The sequence below is a fragment of the Flavobacterium kingsejongi genome, from assembly GCF_003076475.1.
Lineage (GTDB): Bacteria > Bacteroidota > Bacteroidia > Flavobacteriales > Flavobacteriaceae > Flavobacterium > Flavobacterium kingsejongi.
In genome coordinates, this window is record NZ_CP020919.1 from 543,860 (window position 1) to 565,164 (window position 21,305).

7 protein-coding genes are annotated in these 21,305 nt (G+C 48.3%); 2 read left to right on the forward strand and 5 right to left on the reverse strand.

Annotation, left to right across the window (positions count from 1 at the left end; all coding sequences use genetic code 11):
- Nucleotides 1–189 precede the first annotated feature (189 nt).
- Entirely contained in the window at nt 190–12,774 is a 12,585-nt protein-coding gene (locus FK004_RS02470; protein WP_108735818.1) for an Ig-like domain-containing protein, read from the reverse strand.
- 128 nt (nt 12,775–12,902) lie between these two features.
- Between FK004_RS02470 and FK004_RS02475 the strand changes: the two genes are divergently transcribed.
- The gene (locus tag FK004_RS02475; protein ID WP_227871658.1) at nt 12,903–13,334 is read left to right on the forward strand and encodes a helix-turn-helix domain-containing protein; all 432 of its coding nucleotides are present in this window, start codon (nt 12,903–12,905) and stop codon (nt 13,332–13,334) included.
- An 81-nt stretch (nt 13,335–13,415) separates the two neighbouring features.
- Here the strand turns inward: FK004_RS02475 and FK004_RS02480 are convergent, their stop codons facing one another.
- Together FK004_RS02480 and FK004_RS02485 are read right to left on the reverse strand one after the other, a co-directional pair.
- Nucleotides 13,416–17,222 (reverse strand): T9SS type B sorting domain-containing protein, encoded by a 3,807-nt coding sequence (locus tag FK004_RS02480; protein ID WP_157956005.1) that lies wholly within the window; start codon nt 17,220–17,222, stop codon nt 13,416–13,418.
- 293 nt (nt 17,223–17,515) lie between these two features.
- Entirely contained in the window at nt 17,516–19,327 is a 1,812-nt protein-coding gene (locus tag FK004_RS02485) for a GEVED domain-containing protein (RefSeq protein ID WP_157956006.1), read from the reverse strand.
- Nucleotides 19,328–19,521: 194 nt separating this feature from the next.
- On the opposite strand from FK004_RS02485, the gene FK004_RS02490 reads away from it, so the two are divergent.
- Nucleotides 19,522–20,508, forward strand: coding sequence for a helix-turn-helix transcriptional regulator (locus FK004_RS02490; protein WP_108735821.1), 987 nt, complete (start codon nt 19,522–19,524; stop codon nt 20,506–20,508).
- Here FK004_RS02490 and FK004_RS02495 read toward each other — a convergent pair.
- Nucleotides 20,505–21,089: a helix-turn-helix domain-containing protein gene (locus tag FK004_RS02495; RefSeq protein WP_108735822.1), complete on the reverse strand. Its 585-nt coding sequence runs from the start codon at nt 21,087–21,089 to the stop codon at nt 20,505–20,507. The two genes, FK004_RS02490 and FK004_RS02495, sit on opposite strands and share 4 nt — an antisense overlap.
- On the reverse strand, nt 21,089–21,301 hold the full coding sequence (locus FK004_RS02500; protein WP_108735823.1) for a heavy-metal-associated domain-containing protein: 213 nt from the start codon (nt 21,299–21,301) through the stop codon (nt 21,089–21,091). Before FK004_RS02500 ends, FK004_RS02495 begins: the two co-directional genes overlap by 1 nt.
- Nucleotides 21,302–21,305 lie beyond the last annotated feature (4 nt).

Here is a 21,305-nt window from a genome sequence, read left to right on the forward strand (position 1 = left end):
ATAACAGTATAGGGTAGAAACGTTATTTTTTTAACAATCATACTCCCCATCTGAGCACCTTTGACCTGTGAGTTATTCGAGCGTTAGTCTTATTCGCTGTGAGCCAAAACCAAAAAAGCCTTCCGGTGAGGGAAGGCTTTGATAAGAGTATGCGGCAGCTGCTGCTACCGCTCAAAAATGAATTTAATATTAAGGTGTCACATACAAATAACCCGAACGTTCTACCGTACCACCGTGGGGTGTTTCATATTTCAGGATATAGAAATAAGTTCCTGCAGGCACGACCTCCCCTTTGCTAATGGTACCTTTTCCTTCGGAAATACCGCGGAATACATTACCATTCGTATGGTATCCATTCGTATGGTAAATACGGGCACCATACCGGTTAAAGATTTCAACGGAATTGTTTGGATAGCGTTCCAGCCCTTCAATATTGAAATAATCATTTTGCCCGTCACCATTAGGGGACAGCCCGTTGTATATCACAATACCGGAAACGGTAATCGTCGCTTCATCACGGTTGTTATCCGGATTCGGGTCTTCCGGGAACGAACTTTCAAGGTAGGCTACATTCAGGTAGTCTCCGGATCCCTTCACGATTGCCGTCACTTTTAAGGTCAGTGTTTCCCCACCTTCCAGTTGTGCAATAGTCCACAATCCGGTTAGGGGATTATAACTGCCACCCGTTGTAAAGGCTTGTACAAAAGTGTACCCATCCGGCAGGGTTTCGTTAATGACCACATCGGTAAAGGCTACCGTACCCAAGTTGGTCGCTGCAATAGTAAAGACCACTGTATCCCCTACTGCTACGGTACTGCTGGCATCTACCGTTTTGGTGATGGCAATATCTCCGCAAAGGGTGATCGTTACCCCAAAGGTGATCTCAACAATCGGGTCACAGTTGGCTGCATTGATATAAGCTACGCTCACCGTTCCCGCACCTGCTGTTATCCATTGTACGGTAACATAATTATCCGTCAGTTGACCACCGCTAAGGATAGTCCCGCCACTTATGAACCAAACGTAATCGGACATTCCGGCCACAGTTGTGTAGGTCACCGTTTCTAAGACACAGGCCTCCGGGTTCCAGCCGGAAGTATCGCCCGGCAAATCGGTTCTTAGAACCGCCGTTACTTCCAGGCGTATTTCACTTTCGCAACCCGATACCAAATCCGATTCGGTGGCATAATACACCGTTCCATCCGTTAGCAGCTGATTCAATGGAAGCGGATTGCCTCCCGTTGGTGTAGCATACCAATTGAAGTTGGTTGCATTGACCTGCAGGTCTGCTACCGTTGGATTATCAATCCCACAGAATGACTGTATGGGATCATTTGTAGTCGGTGTAGGCACATGGGCTACCGTCAGTGTGATGGGTTTGCCCGTGTACGGATCGTTGATGCACACATCATAACCCGATACCGCGATATAATAGGTTACCGTTGTCGCTGGTGCTACACTATAGGTCGCACCGGTATGGACCAATTGGGTTAATTCAGGATCACTATACCAGGTATACACAGGGCTCACTACAGTACCACTCGCGGTCAGGAGTACGGTGTCACCCGTACAGACATAACGGTCGGCAATTGTAATATCGGCCGCTGTGGCTTTTCTGTTTACTGTAACCGTTGCCGTTTGGGCAGTACCCGGCGTATTTTCACAATAGCCGTCTCCCGCTACCGTAACATAATATGCAGTTGTCACCACCGGGCTCACGGTAAGCTGTGCTCCCGTACCCAATACTGTCATCAGATTGCTATCGGCATACCAGGTAAATACCGGATTCGGCACCAGGGTACTGGCTGTTAAAACAGCGGTTTCATCCACACAGATCGTTACCGGATCCACCCCGATCAGGGCAGCCCAGGCAGCAGGGGTTAGCGTAACCATCACGGCCAAACGTTGGGTACTTTCACAACCACCTGCAGTCTGTGAGGCATAATAGGTTGCCCCCTGAACTACTACCGTTGCAGGGTCTAAAGCTACTCCACCCGTAGCCGAAGCATACCATTGTATCGCATCACCGGTAGCAACCAGGTTGGCGACTGTAGGTATTGTTGCCGTGCAAAAAGATTGTGTAGTAGCACCTGTTGGTGGTGCCGCATCGTTTAAGATCACGGTTATCGCCAAACGCACTGAGCTTTCACAACCGCTCGCATCGGTTAGCGAAGCATAATAAATACCACCATCCGTTAAGGCTGTTGTTGGAGGAAGAATAGTTCCGCCTGTTGGCAAATTATACCACGTTACATTCGTTTCATTCACCTGTAAATTGGCCACTGTTGGCACGTTGATCACACAGAATTCCTGCGTCAAATCTGGAGTCGTTGGTGTCGGCGCATCGTTTAAGATGACGGTTATCGCCAAGCGTATCGAACTTTCACAACCGCTCGCATCGGTTAGCGAAGCATAATAAATAGCGCCATCCGTTAAGGCTGTGGTTGGAGGCACAATAGTTCCGCCGGTTGAAGCAGTATACCACGTTACATTCGTTTCATTCACCTGTAAATTAGCCACTGTTGGCACATTGATCACACAGAATTCCTGCGTAGGGTCTGGAGTCGTTGGCGTTGCCGCATCATTTAAGATCACGGTTATCGCCAAGCGTACCGAACTTTCACAACCGCTCGCATCGGTTAGCGAAGCATAATAAATGCCACCATCCGTTAAGGCTGTTGTTGGAGCGATAATGGTTCCGCCTGTTGGCAAATCATACCACGTAACATTCGTTTCATTCACCTGCAGATCGGCTACCGTTGGCGTGTTGATCACACAGAATTCCTGCGTCAAATCAGTAGTCGTTGGTGTCGGCGCATCGTTTAAGATGACGGTTATCGCCAAGCGTACCGAACTTTCACAACCGCTCGCATCGGTTAGCGAAGCATAATAAATACCACCATCCGTTAAGGCTGTTGTTGGAGGAACAATGGTTCCGCCTGTTGGCAAATCATACCACGTAATATTCGTTTCATTCACCTGCAGATCGGCTACCGTTGGCGCGTTGATCACACAAAATTCCTGCGTAGGGTCTGGAGTCGTTGGCGTTGCCGCATCGTTTAAGATTACAGTTATCGCCAAACGTACCGAACTCGCACAGCCATTAGCATCCGTCAGCGAAGCATAATAGATACCACCATCGGTTAAGGCTGTGGTTGGAGGCACAATAGTTCCGCCTGTTGGCAAATTATACCACGTAACATTCGTTTCATTCACCTGTAGATCCGCTACTGTTGGTGCATTGATCACACAGAATTCCTGCGTCAAATCAGTAGTTGTTGGTGTGGCCGCATCGTTTAAGATGACGGTTATCGCCAAGCGTACCGAGCTTGCACAACCGCTCGCATCCGTAAGCGAAGCATAATAAATAGCGCCATCCGTTAAGGCTGTGGTTGGAGGCAAAATAGTTCCGCCTGTTGGCAAATTATACCACGTAACATTCGTTTCATTCACCTGTAAATTGGCTACTGTTGGCGCATTGATCACACAGAATTCCTGCGTCAAATCTGGAGTCGTTGGCGTTGCCGCATCATTTAAGATTACAGTTATCGCCAAACGTACCGAACTCGCACAGCCATTAGCATCCGTCAGCGAAGCATAATAGATACCGCCATCCGTTAAGGCTGTTGTTGGAGGAACAATGGTTCCGCCTGTTGGCAAATCATACCACGTAATATTCGTTTCGTTCACCTGCAGATCCGCTACTGTTGGTGCATTGATCACACAGAATTCTTGCGTCAAATCAGTAGTCGTTGGTGTCGGCGCATCGTTTAAGATGACGGTTATCGCCAAGCGTACCGAGCTTGCACAACCGCTCGCATCCGTAAGCGAAGCATAATAAATAGCGCCATCCGTTAAGGCTGTGGTTGGAGGCAAAATAGTTCCGCCTGTTGGCAAATTATACCACGTAACATTCGTTTCATTCACCTGTAAATTGGCTACTGTTGGCGCATTGATCACACAGAATTCCTGCGTCAAATCTGGAGTCGTTGGCGTTGCCGCATCATTTAAGATCACGGTTATCGCCAAGCGTACTGAGCTTGCACAGCCGTTAGCATCCGTCAGCGAAGCATAATAAATGCCATTATCCGTTAACGCTGTTGTTAGAGGCACAATGGTACCGCCAGTCAAAGCATCATACCACGTAACATTCGTTTCATTCACCTGCAGATCCGCTACCGTTGGCGCATTGATCACACAGAATTCCTGCGTAGGGTCGGTAGTCGTTGGCGTTGCTGCATCGTTTAAGATCACGGTTATCACCAAGCGTACCGAACTTTCACAACCGTTAGCATCCGTCAGCGAAGCATAATAAATGCCAGCGTCCGTTAACGCCGTAGTTGGAGCGATAATGGTACCGCCTGTTGGCAAATCATACCACGTAACATTCGTTTCATTCACCTGTAAATTGGCTACCGTTGGCGCGTTGATCACACAGAATTCCTGTGTGGTGTCAGTAGTCGTTGGCGTTGCCGCATCATTTAAGATCACGGTTATCGCCAAACGTACCGAACTCGCACAGCCGCTCGCATCCGTCAGCGAAGCATAATAGATACCAGCATCGGTTAAAGCTGTAGTTGGAGGCACAATGGTACCGCCTGTTGGCAAATCATACCACGTAACATTCGTTTCATTCACCTGTAGATCCGCTACTGTTGGCGCGTTGATCACACAGAATTCCTGCGTGGTGTCTGGAGTCGTTGGCGTTGCCGCATCATTTAAGATCACGGTTATCGCCAAGCGTACCGAACTTTCACAACCGCTCGCATCGGTTAGCGAAGCATAATAAATACCACCATCCGTTAAGGCTGTTGTTGGAGCGATAATGGTTCCGCCTGTTGGCAAATCATACCACGTAACATTCGTTTCATTCACTTGCAGATCCGCTACCGTTGGTCCGTTGATCACACAGAATTCCTGCGTGGTGTCTGCAGTCGTTGGTGTTGCCGCATCGTTTAAGATGACGGTTATCGCCAAACGTACCGAACTTTCACAGCCATTAGCATCCGTCAGTGACGCATAATAGATACCACCATCCGTTAAGGCTGTTGTTGGAGGAACAATGGTTCCGCCTGTTGGCAAATCATACCACGTAATATTCGTTTCATTCACCTGCAGATCGGCTACCGTTGGCGCGTTGATCACACAAAATTCCTGCGTAGTGTCTGTAGTCGTTGGCGTTGCCGCATCGTTTAATATTACTTCAATATCCAGGCGCACCGTACTTTCACAACCGCCAACATCCGTCAGGGCAGCAAAATAATGCCCGCCATCGGCTAACGCTGTCGTTACCGGCAGGCTATTCCCTGCGGTAGCAGCATCATACCATACAATAGTAGTTTGATCGACCTGTAAGTCGGCTATTGTTGGGGCATTGATCACACAGAATTCCTGGATCGGGTCTCCGGTCGTAGGTGTGGCAATATCGGTGACATTGACGGTCACGTCTTTTCCGGTATTCGGTTCGTTTTCACAATAACCATCACCCAAAACTGTCGCATAATACGTTGTGGCTGCTATTGGGCTTACCGTTAAAGTAGCTCCTGTAGGATCACTGCCATCCGCTGGTATTTCCAGGGTCAGGGCAGGATCGCTGTACCATTTAAAAATCGCATTTGGAATCGCACTGCTCGCTACCAAAGTAGTTGCAGTCCCGCGGCAAATACTTGCCCCGGAAGCGGTAATATCCGCAGCAACCGCATACGGTTTTACGTTGACCACAAGCTCAAAAGCGCGCCCTGGAATATTTTCGCAAAGGCTTGCAACGGTATCCTGTACCGTCACAAAGAAACTGGTGGTCGTCAGGATAGGTGGTGTCGTATAATCGGGTCCGGTATGCAGTAGGAAAGCCAACGTATTGTCGGTATACCATTTGAATTTCGGACTGGTTACAAAGTTGGAGCGTACACTCAGGTCGGCCGATGCACCATAACATACCGGTGGCACAGGATCGGACTGGATCATCGTTTCATTAGCCGTAGGAATGATGTAGACCTGAATGTAAGTACGTCCCGAGCTTTCACAACCGCCTATGGTCTGAGAGGCATAGTATATACGCTGATTTACTGCTGCCGTAGGATCCAATGGCGTGCCACCCGTACTGGTGCTATAGAATAACACATTGGTACCCGTGACCACAATATCGCCTATCGTAAATCCATAGCCACTGCAAAAACGTTGTGGGCTGACGGCCGTTGGTGCTGGTGTATCGGTTAAGATCACTTCAATATCCAGGCGCACGGTACTTTCACAACCGCTAACATCCGTCAGGGCAGCAAAATAATGCCCGCCATCGGCTAACACTGTCGTTACCGGCAGGCTATTCCCTGCGGTAGCAGCATCATACCATACAATATTCGTTTGGTTCACCTGTAAGTCGGCTATGGTTGCGGCACTAACCACACAGAATTCCTGCGTAGGATCGCCTGTTGTAGGTGTCGCAATATCATGGACCGTAATGGTCAGCACTTTGGCATTAGACGGTTTGGACTCGCAATAACTTGGACCGGAAGTCGTAATATAATAGGTAGTCGTTGCAGTAAGTACCGGAGTGGTAAAAATCGCAGGATTGCTATGGGCCGTAAATTCTGCTATTTTATTGGCCGGATCCAGGTCGGCAGTAGTATATACCCTTGTAGTCGGCACTATTATTGCGGAATCTATTGTAATAGGCACCGAAGCTGTCGTACCGCTACAAATGGCCTGATCGGCTGCTGTAATAGCATTGGCATCAGGATTTCGCATATAAACCCGGACTACTGTTTTCGTCTGGCTGCTGTTTAGCGCTTCACATTTGTTGTCGCCCGCTACTGTAACGATCCATTGTTTGGTTATCGTCGCAGGATCGGGAGGTGTAAATTCCGGTCCGGTATGCAGCAAGGCACCCCCAATCCCAAATTCATACCAACGGAAAACCGGGTTGATTACCGTAGTACTGGAAGCACTGAACGTACCATATTCGCCATCACAGACGTAGATAGGTGTCTCTTGAATATCAATATCCGTAAAGTTTTCTGCCAGCGGCTTAAAGTTAGCCACCACCTGCAGTCGGTTTACGCTTTCACAGCCTGTCAGCAGTTGTGCTGCATAATAGGGCGTGCCATCCGTTAAAAGGGTGGTGTCCGGAAGCAGATTCCCTCCAACAGCGGCATCATACCACACCACATTCGTTGGCGAAGTCACTAAATCGGCTACTGTAGGTGCGTCTGCCGCACAAAACAACTGTGGGCTTGCCCCTGTAGGTAATCCTGGTGCCGCAGTAAGCGAAGCGCGTACCGCAAGGCGGGCCGTACTTTCGCAGCCCGTCACAGGATCCGTTTGGGACGCATAATAAAAATTAGTATCGACCAAAGCCGTCGCAGGATCCAATAAGGTTCCTCCTACATTGGCCGTATACCACTGAATGTTGTTTCCAGTTGCCAACAGTTGGGCTACAGTGGGTGCGGCAGCAGCACAAAAAGTTTGTGTAGTAGCTCCTGTTGGTGCTCCCGGTAGTGGGATCACCGTTACGGTATGCGTTCCCGCGACACTACCGTTACATCCGGTAGCGGTAGCGGTAATCACAGCTTCCCCGGAAAAGGCAGTATTCCAGCGAATGGTGGCACCATTTACCAAGCTGGTAATGGTGCCGGCAGATGCGGGTGTTATCGTATAGTTATTTCCAACGGGAACTTCATTATTGCCTACCGCATAGTACAACTGGGTCGCTCCCGCACAAATGGATGAGGTAGCCCCTAAATCAAAAGCCACACTATCCACCCGTGCGCGCACCGTTATTACCGTGCTTGCGGTAGAGTTGACACCATCACAACCGTATACCGTTCCGGTCACTGTTGCCGGGCCATAATAATCCGGATTCCAGGTGATTTCTCCCGGTGATTCCAAGCCATAAGGTGGAAAATCCTCAAATGGCAATGTGGCTATCGTACCCGCTTCCGGTGGAGTCATGGAATAAATAATAGTTCCACCCCTCCTACTTGTTACACCATACATCATGGAAGTTACCGTACCCTGGCAAACAGAGCTGATAGGGGTAGGAGCCGATGGGCCTCTTCCTTTCAGATAAATAGTATCTGCTTTTCGCTGTTTGTTTATAATATGTGTCGCACTTATAGGTCCATTACAACCCATCACGGTAGCTGTTACCGTCACTTCTCCACCTGGAAACCAATAATTTCCGACGGTACTACCGTAGGTTGCCCATACAATAGTTCCCGTTGTGCTAACAATATCACCTATTCCATTTCCAGTAGGTGACATTGTATAAGTAATCGTACGGCCATAGGGGTCTACGGCAGTATAAGGTTGTGCCAGAGGAACCGGATCTCCACAAATTTCAGAAGTGGGTCCCAGGTCAAATACCGGAACGGCCGCAGGATCAATCACGGTTACCGTATGTACGGCATTCGTTGGCCCATTACAGCCTGCTGCTTCCGCAGTAATTGTAGCGGTACCCGAGAATCCAATTTCCCAACTCACTAATCCCGTTGCCGGATCGATGATCCCGGCTACGGATGGCGTAAGGTTATAAGTCATTCCGGTACTGTTGGCTGCGGTAGCAGTATAGGTTTCCGTAGCACCTGCACAAACACTGGAAGTAGCCCCCAGTGCAAAAACAGGTGTAGTCACATCCGGCGTAAGCTGTACCTGTACGGCCAGTCGTGTGGCACTTTCACAACCCGTTCCCGAATCGATCAGCGCCCCATAATAGGTCGTGGTATCAACCAATAGTGTCGTTCCCGGAAGCGATGCTCCTCCGGTGTCGTTACTAAACCAAACCACATTCGGTTCGGTAGTGACCAAATCGGAAACTGTAGCGCCTGTACAAAATGTTTGTGTTGCGGCTCCCGTAGGAGGCGCAACCAGTGGACTTACCGTAATGGTTACTACTTTGGCGGTGGCAGGCGTGTTTTCACATACCCCATCACCTTGTATCGTTACATAATATGCTGTGTTATCCGTTAAGAGTGGTGTCCCAAAATAAGCCGTAGTGGATACTACAGTACTTAATGTTGGGTCACTATACCAGGTATAAACCGGGTTGGTTACTGTAGTTGTATTGGCAATCATTTCCAGCCCGATACCGGAGCATACCGTATGATCAAAAACCTGGGTAATATCTGCAGCGGTAGCGGTACGGTTAATGGTTACAGTCACCGGCAGGCGGTTCAGGCTTTCACAACTGCCCTGTCGTATCGCGCCATAATAGGTGTTTCCCGATACTAAGACAGTAGTAGCATTCAGTGCTGTACCTCCTGTTTCGGCAGCATACCAAACTATACCGGCCTGATCTGCTACCAAATCAGAAACACGGCCCCCCGTACAAAACTGTTGGTCAAGCATACCGGTAGCATCCCCGGGTTGTGGATTCACTATCACGGCAACAACCTTCCCGTTATTAGGCTGGTTAGGGCAATAGGCATAACCGATTAACTGTACATAAAAGGTAGTCGTTTCCGTAAGCACTGGGGTAAAATTAGCCCCATCATGCACTAAGAAAGCGGGATCCAAGCTCGGATCATTGTACCACTTTATACCGGTTTCGGTACCAGTATCAATAGTAGCCGTTGCTACCAGCTCCTGGGTTTCCCCCAGGCATAATGGGCGATTGCCAGTTACAGTAATGCGGTCCGGCTGATAAGCGGGTAATACATACACATCTACACGTTGTGCTTCCGCAGGGCTATTTTGGCAGTTGCTGTTTCCGGTACGGGTCGTCGCGACCCAATAGCTACGCGTTGCCTGACCGAAAGCAACCGGTATTGTAAAATCGGTTCCGGTATTGACTAAGTTCGTTAATCCTGCATTGGAATACCAGTATACGTTGGTAAATTCCGATGCTACGGTGGCCGTCAGGGTAACGGTGCTTGGTAAAGGTATGTCACATACCTGTACTGAATTTTGGGTGATAATATCCGAAGCCAGTGGCCGCTCGGCGGCAATGGCCTGTACGGTCACTGCCGGGCTTTCGCAAGTATCGGTATTTTTAACCGTTACATAATAAGTTGTATTTACAGTTAGTGCAGGAGTAGTCAAATAACTATAAGTCGAGACTACATTGGTCAGGGCCGCATCATCATACCAGGTAAAAACAGGATTGGTCAATGGGCTGGTCGCCGTAAAACGTACTCCAGTCCCCGTACAAAAATAAAGCTCCGGTACTGCCACTATAGGCGCATCGGCAATAGGTGTAAGTGTTACTACTACTGAAATGGGCACTTCCCGTGCACATACCGAATTTTCTATGGCGATACCATAATACGTTTGTCCATCCACTAAAGGCGTGGCCGGATCATAAGGCGTCCCCGAAACCGGGGCATCATACCAGATTACGGAAACCGCATCGGTTACTAAGTTGGCTACGGTAGCTCCGGCACAAAAAGTCTGTGTTGGCTCAAAGTTGAGCTCCCGGTCAATCATCGTCACGTTGTGCATACCATAAACAGGTGTGCTACATCCTATGGCTTCAGCTTCAATCGTTGCTGAAATTCCGCTGTAATCAGGATTCCAGGTCACGGTTCCGGTGTCCGGATCAATAGTCCCTGCTTCCGGTGGCCTAAGGCTATAGGTCAGGCTTGTACTATTGACGGATGTGGCCGTATAGGTAACCGTAGATCCAGGGCAGGCCTCAGAAAAATCACCTAATGCAAAAACAGGAATTTCCGCATCTGGTGTAATCTGTACTAACACCGGTAGCCTATCGCTTTCATTTTCACACGGCCCAAACGGATTGAATTGTGCTGCATAATAGGTTGTACCACCCACTACATTCCCATTAACGTCCAACGGTGTTCCACCTGTTGGGGTATCATACCATCGAAAATAAAAGCTGCTGTTTATATTAATTTGCCAAAACACGGCATAAGAGCAAAAAGTCTGTACTGGATCCCCTGTTGGTGTGGGCTCTTTTGGAGGTACTATTACATTGACTTCTTTGGCTGGGCCAGGGGTATCTTCACAAGTACCATCCCCTGTTACTGTTACATAATACGTCGTAGTCGTTTCCAATGCTGGCGTTGGGGTAAAATCCGCAGTCGTGGCTACTACCGTAGTCAAAATCGGATCACTATACCAGGTATAGGCCGGATTGGTGATTGGGGTAGTCATAGATGCGGTTAGCGTTACGAGATCCCCTGCACATATATTGACGTCCGCTGCTTCCGGTGTCCCTGCATTTGCAATCGTTATTGTTACGGGATGGGCATCGCCAGCTACATTTTCACAGTATCCATCGCTGTTGACTGTAACATAAAATTTAGTGTCCATAGTCAATACCGGTGTCGTATAGGTAACAGTAGGATAAGTGGGAGCAGTGCGGATACTGGTAAACAGTAAGTTTGTCAGTTCCGGATCGCTATACACTTTTATAGTCCCATAGGTAATTGTGGGCGCGGTAATTGCTAAAGTAGCCGTTTGTCCCCTACAGATGGACTGATCATCTACCTCAATATCACCAGCCGCTGCCTGAGAACGCTTCACCTGGCGTGAGACTACTCCTGAACTTCCGCCACCTATCCTGCTTTCACATTTATCGTCACCGCTCACTGTGATACGATAATATTCATTGATGGTCAGGTTAGCCGGATCCGGCGGGATAAATACCGGACCGGTACCTACCAGTATATAGGTATTACTACCTGCGGATTGATACCAACGGAATACGGGATTGCTCACTGTGGTGGTGGAAGCCTCAAAACGGCCATATTCCCCTACACACACATAGATGGTGCTTGCCGTAATATCCGTTGAAATTGCCCTTGGAGTAAGTGTTACCACGACCTCAAGTCGCGTTGGGCTCACACAGCTTCCCGATTGCAATTCACCATAATAGGTGGTATTGGTTAATAAAGTTGTAGGAGTAACTGGCGTGCCTCCAGTAGCAACAGTGTACCAGACTACTCCCGTTTCGTTTGTCACCAAATCCGATACCCGTGACTCGGCACAAAATGTTTGTGCCGCATCGCCTGTTGGCGTCGGTGGTACCGCTGTGATGTTCACCGTTACAGCCAGGCGTACTTCGCTTTCGCAAATTGCGTTTTCTACGGCAGCACCATAATAGGTTTGGCCGTCTACCAATACCGTGGTTGGAGCAAGAAGCATCCCCGCAGTTGCAGCATCATACCACATAATAGTCGTGGCATTGGTTACCAGGTTGGCAACAGTGGCACCTTCGCAAAAGGATTGCGTGGCATTCCCGATGGGCGTGGGTGGATTCGGATTCACGGTAACCGTGATTTCATAGGCATCCCCCACTACATTTTCGCACACACCATCACCTTTTACGGTAAGATAATAAGTCGTTGTCACAATAGGGCTGGCTTCAAACTCAGGCCCATTCTGTAGTACAGTAGTCAGTGCTGCATCATCATACCAGGTAAAAACCGGATTGGTTACCGTAGGACTGGTAGCACCAAAATATCCCGTAATACCGGGACAAATTGTATAGTTTGGTAACGGGTCAATATCCGCAGCAGTTGCCGTACGGTTAAGGCTTACGTTTACTGTTTGGGCAGCACCGGGTACATTTTCACAAGCACCGGGACTTTGTATCGTTACATAATAGGTCGTATTTATGGTGGGTGACGGTTCATACACCGCTCCCGTATAGAGTTCATTAGCAGCTCCAAGCGCAGCATCGCTATACCATTTTATCACCGGGTTGTTGATCACCGTAGTGCTGGAAGCCGTTAAAGTAGCGGTTCCTCCGGGACAGATGGCCTGCGGCGCTACTTGTATATCCGAGGCAACGGATGGACGCTTGCCGACAAGGCTCACTCCTTTATAGTCGGCTCCAACGGTAGGAGTAACCAGTTTTTCACATTTATTATCCCCACTTACAGATACAATATACGGCCAGTTGTGGGTCGCATCCGGTACTTCATGCCTATAACTGCCGTAAAGATGTGTCGACTTCTCCTATAGTGTTCTACCAGATCCTATCTATTTTTGGGCTGCTGAAAGAAGCGATGAAAATGTACAACATCCCCCTCACCGGAAACCAGCTGGATAATGAGCAGATCGTCTCCTACATCCACCAGAATATTTATACGCCCAAACAGGTACAGATCAAAGCGGTTGCGGAACATTTTAATATTGCCCCGACCTATTTCAGTGCCTACTTTAAAAAGAACTTCGCGATTACCTATCGGGACTACATCAACAAACTGCGGATCCAGCTGATCGAAAAACGCATTGCCAACGACCAGCTGACCATCAAACAGATCGCCTATGAATTTGGGTTTACCGATGAAAGCCACCTCTCCAATTACTTTAAAAAGCGGAAGAACATCAACCCGAGCAATTATAAAAAACAGGAGGAGCATCCTACGGTATAACCGGGACAAAAAAAAGACCCGCTGCACTGCAACGGATCCATTTTAGATTAAATCAACAACCTCCCGGTTGCCGTCACTTAATCATCGCACTAACGAAAAGTGTGCCTTGAATTCTCTTTGGGACTGGTTTTCTGTAAAGATCACCTTGAACCAATAATCAGTAGACGGTAATGGCTGCCCATTAAAGTTCCCATCCCATCCGGCTCCGGAAGGTTTGATAGCGGTAATGAGTTTCTCATATCGGTCGAAAATATAAATGATAGACGCTTTCTGGTCCCGCAACGACCAAATGTTCCAGCTGTCATGGTATCCATCGCCATTGGGCGTAAAATATTTGGGGTAATCGATCACCATTACCGTTACGGTGATAATGTGCCCGCAACCCTGTGCATCCTTAACATGCACTTCGTGCAAACCGCTGCTCACATGATGGAAGTAATTGTTATACTGCTCCGGGCCATTATCCAGCCAGTACACAAAATCACCGGTTCCTGTAGCTACTGCCTGTATGGTGGCATCATCTGAAAAATAACCGGATACCACTGCTGCTGTAAACGTTTCCGGTCCGCTTGATACCACTACCGTAGTCGTAGCCGTAGCTGACGGGCAACCGTAAGGCGAAAATATGGTGACAGCATAACTTCCTCCGGCACTCACCGAAATCATCGGGCCATTTTGGGACATCAGCTGTCCGTTATACCGCCATTCAAAAGTATAGCCCGTAGCCGGGAATCCGGTATCGATTATCGCATTCTGCATTACATTGCCATTGGCATCCAGGCACACCGGATAACTGTCCTCCAAATCCACCATAATGGGGGGAATACTGGTGATCCTTAACTCCCGCACCGTATAACATCCGGTCGCATTTTCAATACGCACATAAATTGTCGCATTTGTTCCCGTAATAGTATAGGCATTGGGGGGCGTAATTGCCGGGCTGCCATTCTGGGCATTCGCAAGTGTGGTAAAATAACCCGCAAGCGTTAGCCCCGGTTGTGCTCCCAGTAACTCGGCTGCATACACGGTAAGGTCAAAACTGTTCTGGTTGACATTGCAACTGTCCTTTACCAAAGGCGGCAAAGGTGCCGGACTGCCAATCACCTGTATTTCCAGTGTCGTATAGGACTTACACCCTGTGGCATCGATTACCTCGACAATCAGGGTCTGGCTGTTGGCTACTGTAGTTGTGAAATGCTGGGCGTCGGCAATTGGTGTCCCATTGGCCAGGGCGGTTGCATCTGCATAATACAACACCTGTAACGTCGCATTACCGGCCGTAATGGCATTATTTTTTTGAGTCAGGTCAACTTCGGTAAAACCATCCTGGACCCCGGCATCACAAACCACCAAAGGTTGTGGGGTGACTACGGCAGGCCCGGTACATTGCACATCGGTATCGGTACATTGAGGGCAACTGAGATCGGGATCAAAGGTAGGGCTGCTCACATTTACCGTATTTACCAGGTTTCCGGTATAACTGTCCGGTACCTCGATACTCACAGTATAAGTACTGCTGCTCCCGTTGGCCAACATTGGGATCACATCGCTTAAAGCACCTGTGCCTCCCGTACCATTGCCGGCCCAGCTCATCTGAGTGATTCCCGCTGGAAAGGCATCGGTCACCTGGATGTCATGGGCATTGGATGGCCCGTTATTGGTTATTGTAATCGTATACGTCACGGTACTTCCCGGGACATATACCGTTTGATTGTTTGTTTTTACCGTTACCAGGTCCGCAGCGGTGGTTACCGTGACTATAGTCGGATCGAGTAATGCGGGGGTAGACGGATCATCTGAAATCGTGGTAATCGCCTGCGCATCCGGACTCTGACCTGTTACAGTGGCCTGGTTGGAAACGGATCCCACCAGTACATCCGCAGCCGTAATGGTATGGGTAGCCGTTACTGTAACACTCTGCCCCGGAGCCAATACGGGAATCACTGCCGGGTTGATACTGCCTGCATCAGCATTGGTATCGGTGACGGTTACTGCCGTTAGTTGGGTTTGCCCGGTATTTGTGAGTACCAGGTTGTACGCCACCACTTCCCCTTCATTGTAATAAATCAATTGTGGGGCGGCTTTGGTCAGGCTCATACTGCTGAGGTGGGCAATGGCCTGTGCGGTATTATTGGCCGGATCGGGATCGGGATTGGTTCCCGTAATTGTGGCACTATTTACAAAATCACCGGTACCATTCATCGTCGCGACCATTACCAGCGTTACCGGGCTGTTGACGGCCAGGTTACCAATAGTCCATAGTCCGGTAGTGGCGGTATACGTGCCTACCGACGGGGTGGCACTTACAAAAGTATAACCACTGGGCAGCAGGTCGGTCACGACCACATTGGTATCGGCATTAGCGCCATTATTAATAGCTGTAATTAAAAATGTAGCCTGGTTGCCCGCGATAGCAGCTACTTCTTTTTGCACTTCGAGGTCGCTACAGGTGGTGTGGGTAACAAATACCGGAGCTGAAGGTGCGGTAAGCCCGCAACTGCGCGTCCCGATCACGGTATAATTCCCGGAAGCCTGAATGTCATAGGTTTCCGCAGTAGCACCGGGTATTGCCACGCCCTCCAGGTACCATTGGTAGGGTGATAAACCCGCTGTAGTAGAAAGGGTGGTCTGGCACATATCGGGAGAAATCACTTCTGTAGGGGGTGACGGGCTATCATTAAAAGCAGAAAAGAACCCGGACATCGAAAAGCCTTCCCCCTGCTGGATGATACTGGTGGTCATTCGGGCGGCCGAAGTAATCTTGATGACTACCGGATTCCCAATATTGGCATTCGTAAAGCGGATCATGTAAAATCCCGTGGTCCCGATTTGTATCCTTGAAATTCCGGTAACGACTTCCATATTGGCCCCATTAATAAATACCGGTTCTGTGGCACTCTCGAGTATGGTGTACCCAAAATAGGATAAATTGGTATTGTTGTAACTGATGAATTTCCGGGTGGTGATTTTGGTCGATCCCGCACAGCCCCCAATGGGCAATACGGTAGACACATCACTCTCACAATCGACTGCTGTGGCGGAATAAATGACTACCGGCTTATCGGCACTGACAAAGGAGGAGGAATAGATCGTCGCGGCATCCCCATGATGGATACTCACATAACTCCCGGCATTGGCCAGGTTATAGGTGGCGGTACTGATTTGAGTTCCGGCAGCATTATAATTGATCACATTGACTACGGTATTCGCTTGTGAGGCAATGATGGTACTTTGCTCCGGATGGTTGGGGGCGGTACCGGCAGTACCATTTCCGCGGACCAGCATATAGAGCATCCCTAATTTATTGACCGGTGCAATCTGGTCGACAGAACCATCCTCTCCATTCCCGCCACAGGCCTGTGGGGTATCACCGTACGTTCCGGTATTGGCGACCACGGCTTTATCGGCAGAGAGTAAGGCGCCCATGGGTGCCGTAAACAATCGGCTTTGCCCGGCATTTAAGGTGGTCAGCACTACCCCGTTCAGGCTCACGACGGTAGCATCCTGCACGGCCATCACAGCATAGAGCGGTGCGCCGCCGTAAATCCCGGTATAACTGCTGCGGTAATAACCAAGCCGGAAGCTCAGCCCCAGCCCTTCATTCCCGAAACTGACCAGTGAGGCGTTGCCTTTGATATTGGTCACACTGGTACCCGGGGTGTCCGAAGCGATGTTCCGCATGTTTACGGCTACGGGACCGGTCGCAGTGACAATAAGCCCACGGTCGTTATAATTGGTATTGGTGTTATTTCGCGGCGTATTCACCGGGTTCCCGACAAACCGATAGGAAACGGGAGCCGCTGCCGTAACGGACAACGTTGTAAGAAATGTTCCGTCGCTTTTTTTAAGTTCGACTGATAAAGGTCCGGGCTCCTGTGTGGAAACCACAATTTCGTTGGCATCACTCCAATATTGCCAGGGTCAAGGGGCGATGTAATGGGTTTCGGCATTCTGTGCCTGGGTGTGTAGTGCCGAAAATAAAATTAGTAGGAAGAATAAGGGTAAAGTTCTTTTCATTCGAGGCTGTTTAGGATGGTATCCTTCAAAACTATTAAAAAAAGGTTAAATTACTGTTGTGTTTATTTAACATTAAAGGGCTTTTTTATTACATAAATACCTCATAGCGAATACACTATGAGTCAGCTACGGTATTAGGGTAAAAAAAACATAATTGTCCTTTTTTACTCCTTAATTATTTTTTGGATCCTGGACGTCCCATCGGTAAAATCAACCTGAATGAGGTAAATGCCCCGCTCTAAACTGCCAATGTTATGCTGCCCGCCTGTGCCCTTAAGCACTTGTTGCCCTAAAAGGGAATAGAAGGTCACGGATTGTATTTCCTGTACGGAAGTGATTGTAAGCTGTTGTTTCACCGGATTCGGGAATAGGGAGAATAGGATCGTTTCATACATGCCTGTTCCCAGGGTCGGTGTTACATCAATCGTATAATCTTCGGCTTCCCCAATGGAATTAGTGGAGCAGGCCGTCCAGCCATCCCATCCTTCTACCGCTTTAATACGGATGCGGGTGGTTCCCGTAAGTGCCGTTTCGGGTACCGGTACGGTGAAGGTCACTGTAGTCCCTTCGGCAGTGGCCGACGCATACACCTGTTCCGAATCCTCAAAAACCTCATCCTGGTTCCAGTCGATCCAGGTTTTCAGATAGGCAGTATTGGCAGAGCATCCTACGGTAAAACTTACTGTGCTATTTTTAGATGCAGTCAGCGTTTGGGCCGTATAATCTCCATATCCATTGGTGGAGCAACCGCTATTGGTATTGGACAAATTGGTTGTTCCCCCGGTTGTCACCACACTGTTGATGGACAACAGGCTGCAGCCATTGACAAAGGCTACCGGACAATATCCCGCTTCGGGTTGTGGCGCTACTGGTGTGGTGGTACCAATCGTAAATTTCTTCACCATCGTTCTGTCCACCGATTCATCGGCATACGCCAGTACGAGGTTGGCCTCGTTATCGACGATCAGGCTATTCCATTTGGCTTCGCCGGTAGCCACAACGCTTCCTAACGCATGCCATTGCGTACCATCAAAAGCCATAACACTATTCTTATTGTTAGGGCTGTTTTCAAAATTACTAAAAGCCACATACGGACTACCCGCAGCACTTACCGCTATACTCACATAATGGACCCGGTATTCGGAAAAATTCTCCGCGCCCACCTGTGACCAGGCCGTACCATTGTATTTTTTGACATTGATTTTATTGCCCGCTGAGGATGGTGAGGTATAAGCAACGTAAAGGTTATCCTGTGCATCAATAGCCATCGAAGCCCGGTATTGTTCTGAAGATGTAGCATAAGCCACAAATCCGTTTCCGCCTACCGCAGTCCAAGGTTGTGTGGTGGATGCCACAGTATTGTTTTCATACACATACAGGTTCCCCCCATTGACAAAACTCACATATACTTTACCATTGCTGCCGGCAACCATATCAAGATACGTAGGGACTCCCTGTGCAAAACCGGTAGTACCTACCTGTTGCCATACCCCATTGACCAGTTTTTTTACAGTACCCTGTGCTTCCCCATTGGCGGCCAGCAAGGTGCCGTCCGCTGCTACTGCTGAAGCCTGGAAATTGACACTGCCTGTCGTCACTTTGGGCAATGCACTCCAGGCAGTACCGTCAAACTTCCGTACTTCCATCCCGCTGTCCGGCCATCCCACCTGATTGGTATAGATGATGTTGCCTTCGGTATCGATGACAAGAGAATTATAGGTCGCGGTACCGGTTGTAATTCCGGCAGTACCACCCGGATAACTCCAGGCGGTTCCGTTAAATTTCTGGACTGTCCCTTTAGCCACGGATCCGTCATAATAGGAAATATAGTAATTTCCGTTGGTGTCTTTGGCAAGATTCTGGAAACTGCCCCAGGTCGGGGAAATGCCATTGGGATCTCCAACAGCCTCCCACTCCTGAGCCTGCAGCATTAAAGGACTCAACACTGCACAACAACTAACTATCGTTCTTGCCATTCTATTTTTGCCGGAATGCAGTACGGCTGTAATGTAGTTTTGGAACATATTTAAAGGTATCTGATTAATTCAATAGTATGCTTATTTGTATTTAGTCTAAATAATTATAATATTTGCAAAGATCTTTATTAAAAGAAATACCCTTGTATGCATGACGGATTAAATTGTATGGCGTACGGATTAAATTGAATACTATGGCAAATGAATTAATGGCTACCGCAAAAGTTCCTGATATTGCAATCCCAATTGACTTTTACCGCTATGAAACGGATGGTATTGTAGAACATTCGATCTCGATCACGGATTGCCTTTTGGAGGCCAGCTACCGCAAAATACTTTTTAAGCACATCCATCTGTGCCACGGCACTATCACAATAGGGAAAGGAAAATCGATACGCATTGTCAGTCCTGAGCCGGTGTTCTACATGAATTTTTCGCTGCAGGGTGAATCGACTGTACGGTATAGCAGTGGTAAAACGTTACACTATACCCCCTTGCAACATAACCTGCAGTATGTGCCAGATCCTGAATTTTATATTGACCCGGGCAAACAAGCCGGCCTCAACACTTTTTTCCTGATCATCTTCCGGGAAGAATACCTACGGCAGCTACTGCCTGAGAATTATGATTTCCTGGATTATTTTATGAATGCGAGGACGTCTGAAAAAGTGGCACTATTGCATCAGGACAATTGCAGTATCACCCATGAAATGCAGAGTATTATAAATGAAATCATAGGTTGCAAACGAAAAGGGATTTTGAAATGCTTGTTCCTCGAAGCGAAGATCATTAAGTTATTAATGCTTCAACTTGAACAATTTGAACTGTTACACTACAGCCGGGAATCGTATACGTTATCCGACTATGACCTCAAAAAAATCCACTATGCCAAAACACTGGTGGAGCAAAACCTGACCCACCCGCTTTCCCTGCTCGAATTGGCACGGCAGTCGGGGCTGAATGATTTTAAATTGAAAAAAGGATTTAAAGAGGTATATGGCAATACGGTATTTGGGTACCTCAAAGTATTGCGAATGCAGGAAGCCCGGAAATTATTGCTGGACAAGGAGCAGTCCATCAACGCGATTGCCCACTATTGTGGTTATCGGTTTGTGCAAAATTTCACCAGGGCATTCAAAGAAGTCTATGGCAGTACCCCGGAGAAGTTCCGGAAGTCCTAAGGTGCTTCTGGCTGTGTTCCTACCTTATCCAATGGCAGGCGGAGGTTATTTTTTAATTTCTTGAATTGAGTGGGTGTAAGCCCTGTTAATTTTTTAAACTGAGACGATAAATGCTGTACACTGCTGTACCCTAAATTCCAGGAAATCTCGTTGAGGTTCAGCTCATCATACAACAGGAGCTCTTTGGCTTTTTCGATGCGCTGCTGTATGGCATACTGTTCAATAGTAATGCCCTGCGTAATGGTAAAAAGGGATGATAACGAACTGTAATCTTTATCAATCGTGTTTTGGATATAAGTGCTCAGGGACTCTTCTCCATCATTTTTACCGTGATGGATATAGGCTATAACAGCACTTTTAATACGCTCCACCACAATGAATTTCCGGTTATCCAGCCACTCAAAACCGAGTCCGGCTAATTTTCCCTTTACTTCTTCTTCCTGTTCGGCCTCGAGGTCCCGGGCGAGTTCGATCTCTCCCAGCCCTACTGCTTTAAATGGAATGTCCATTGCATCCAGCAGTTGTTTTACCACCAGAATGCAACGGTCGCATACCATATTTTTGACATAAAACACCTTCATTAATCGAGGGGTGTTGCCTTATATCCTGCCTTTGCCAAAACCGCAATAAGCTCACTTTCGGCAATATCCTCTCCAGAAACAGTCAGGGTTTTATCCGGATTTGCCGTATCTACTTTCCATTCGGAGATTCCCTTTTGATCGTCCAGTACCGGAGTTACTTTTGCCACGCAGGCACCACAATTGATATTCGTTTTAAAGTGTATGGTTTTCATATTT

Coding starts and splice junctions, on each gene's coding strand:
- FK004_RS02485 (WP_157956006.1), bottom strand. CDS start 19,327: ATGGCAAGAACGATAGTTAGTTGTTGTGCAGTGTTGAGTCCTTTAATG.
- FK004_RS02490 (WP_108735821.1), top strand. CDS start 19,522: ATGGCAAATGAATTAATGGCTACCGCAAAAGTTCCTGATATTGCAATC.
- FK004_RS02495 (WP_108735822.1), bottom strand. CDS start 21,089: ATGAAGGTGTTTTATGTCAAAAATATGGTATGCGACCGTTGCATTCTG.
- FK004_RS02500 (WP_108735823.1), bottom strand. CDS start 21,301: ATGAAAACCATACACTTTAAAACGAATATCAATTGTGGTGCCTGCGTG.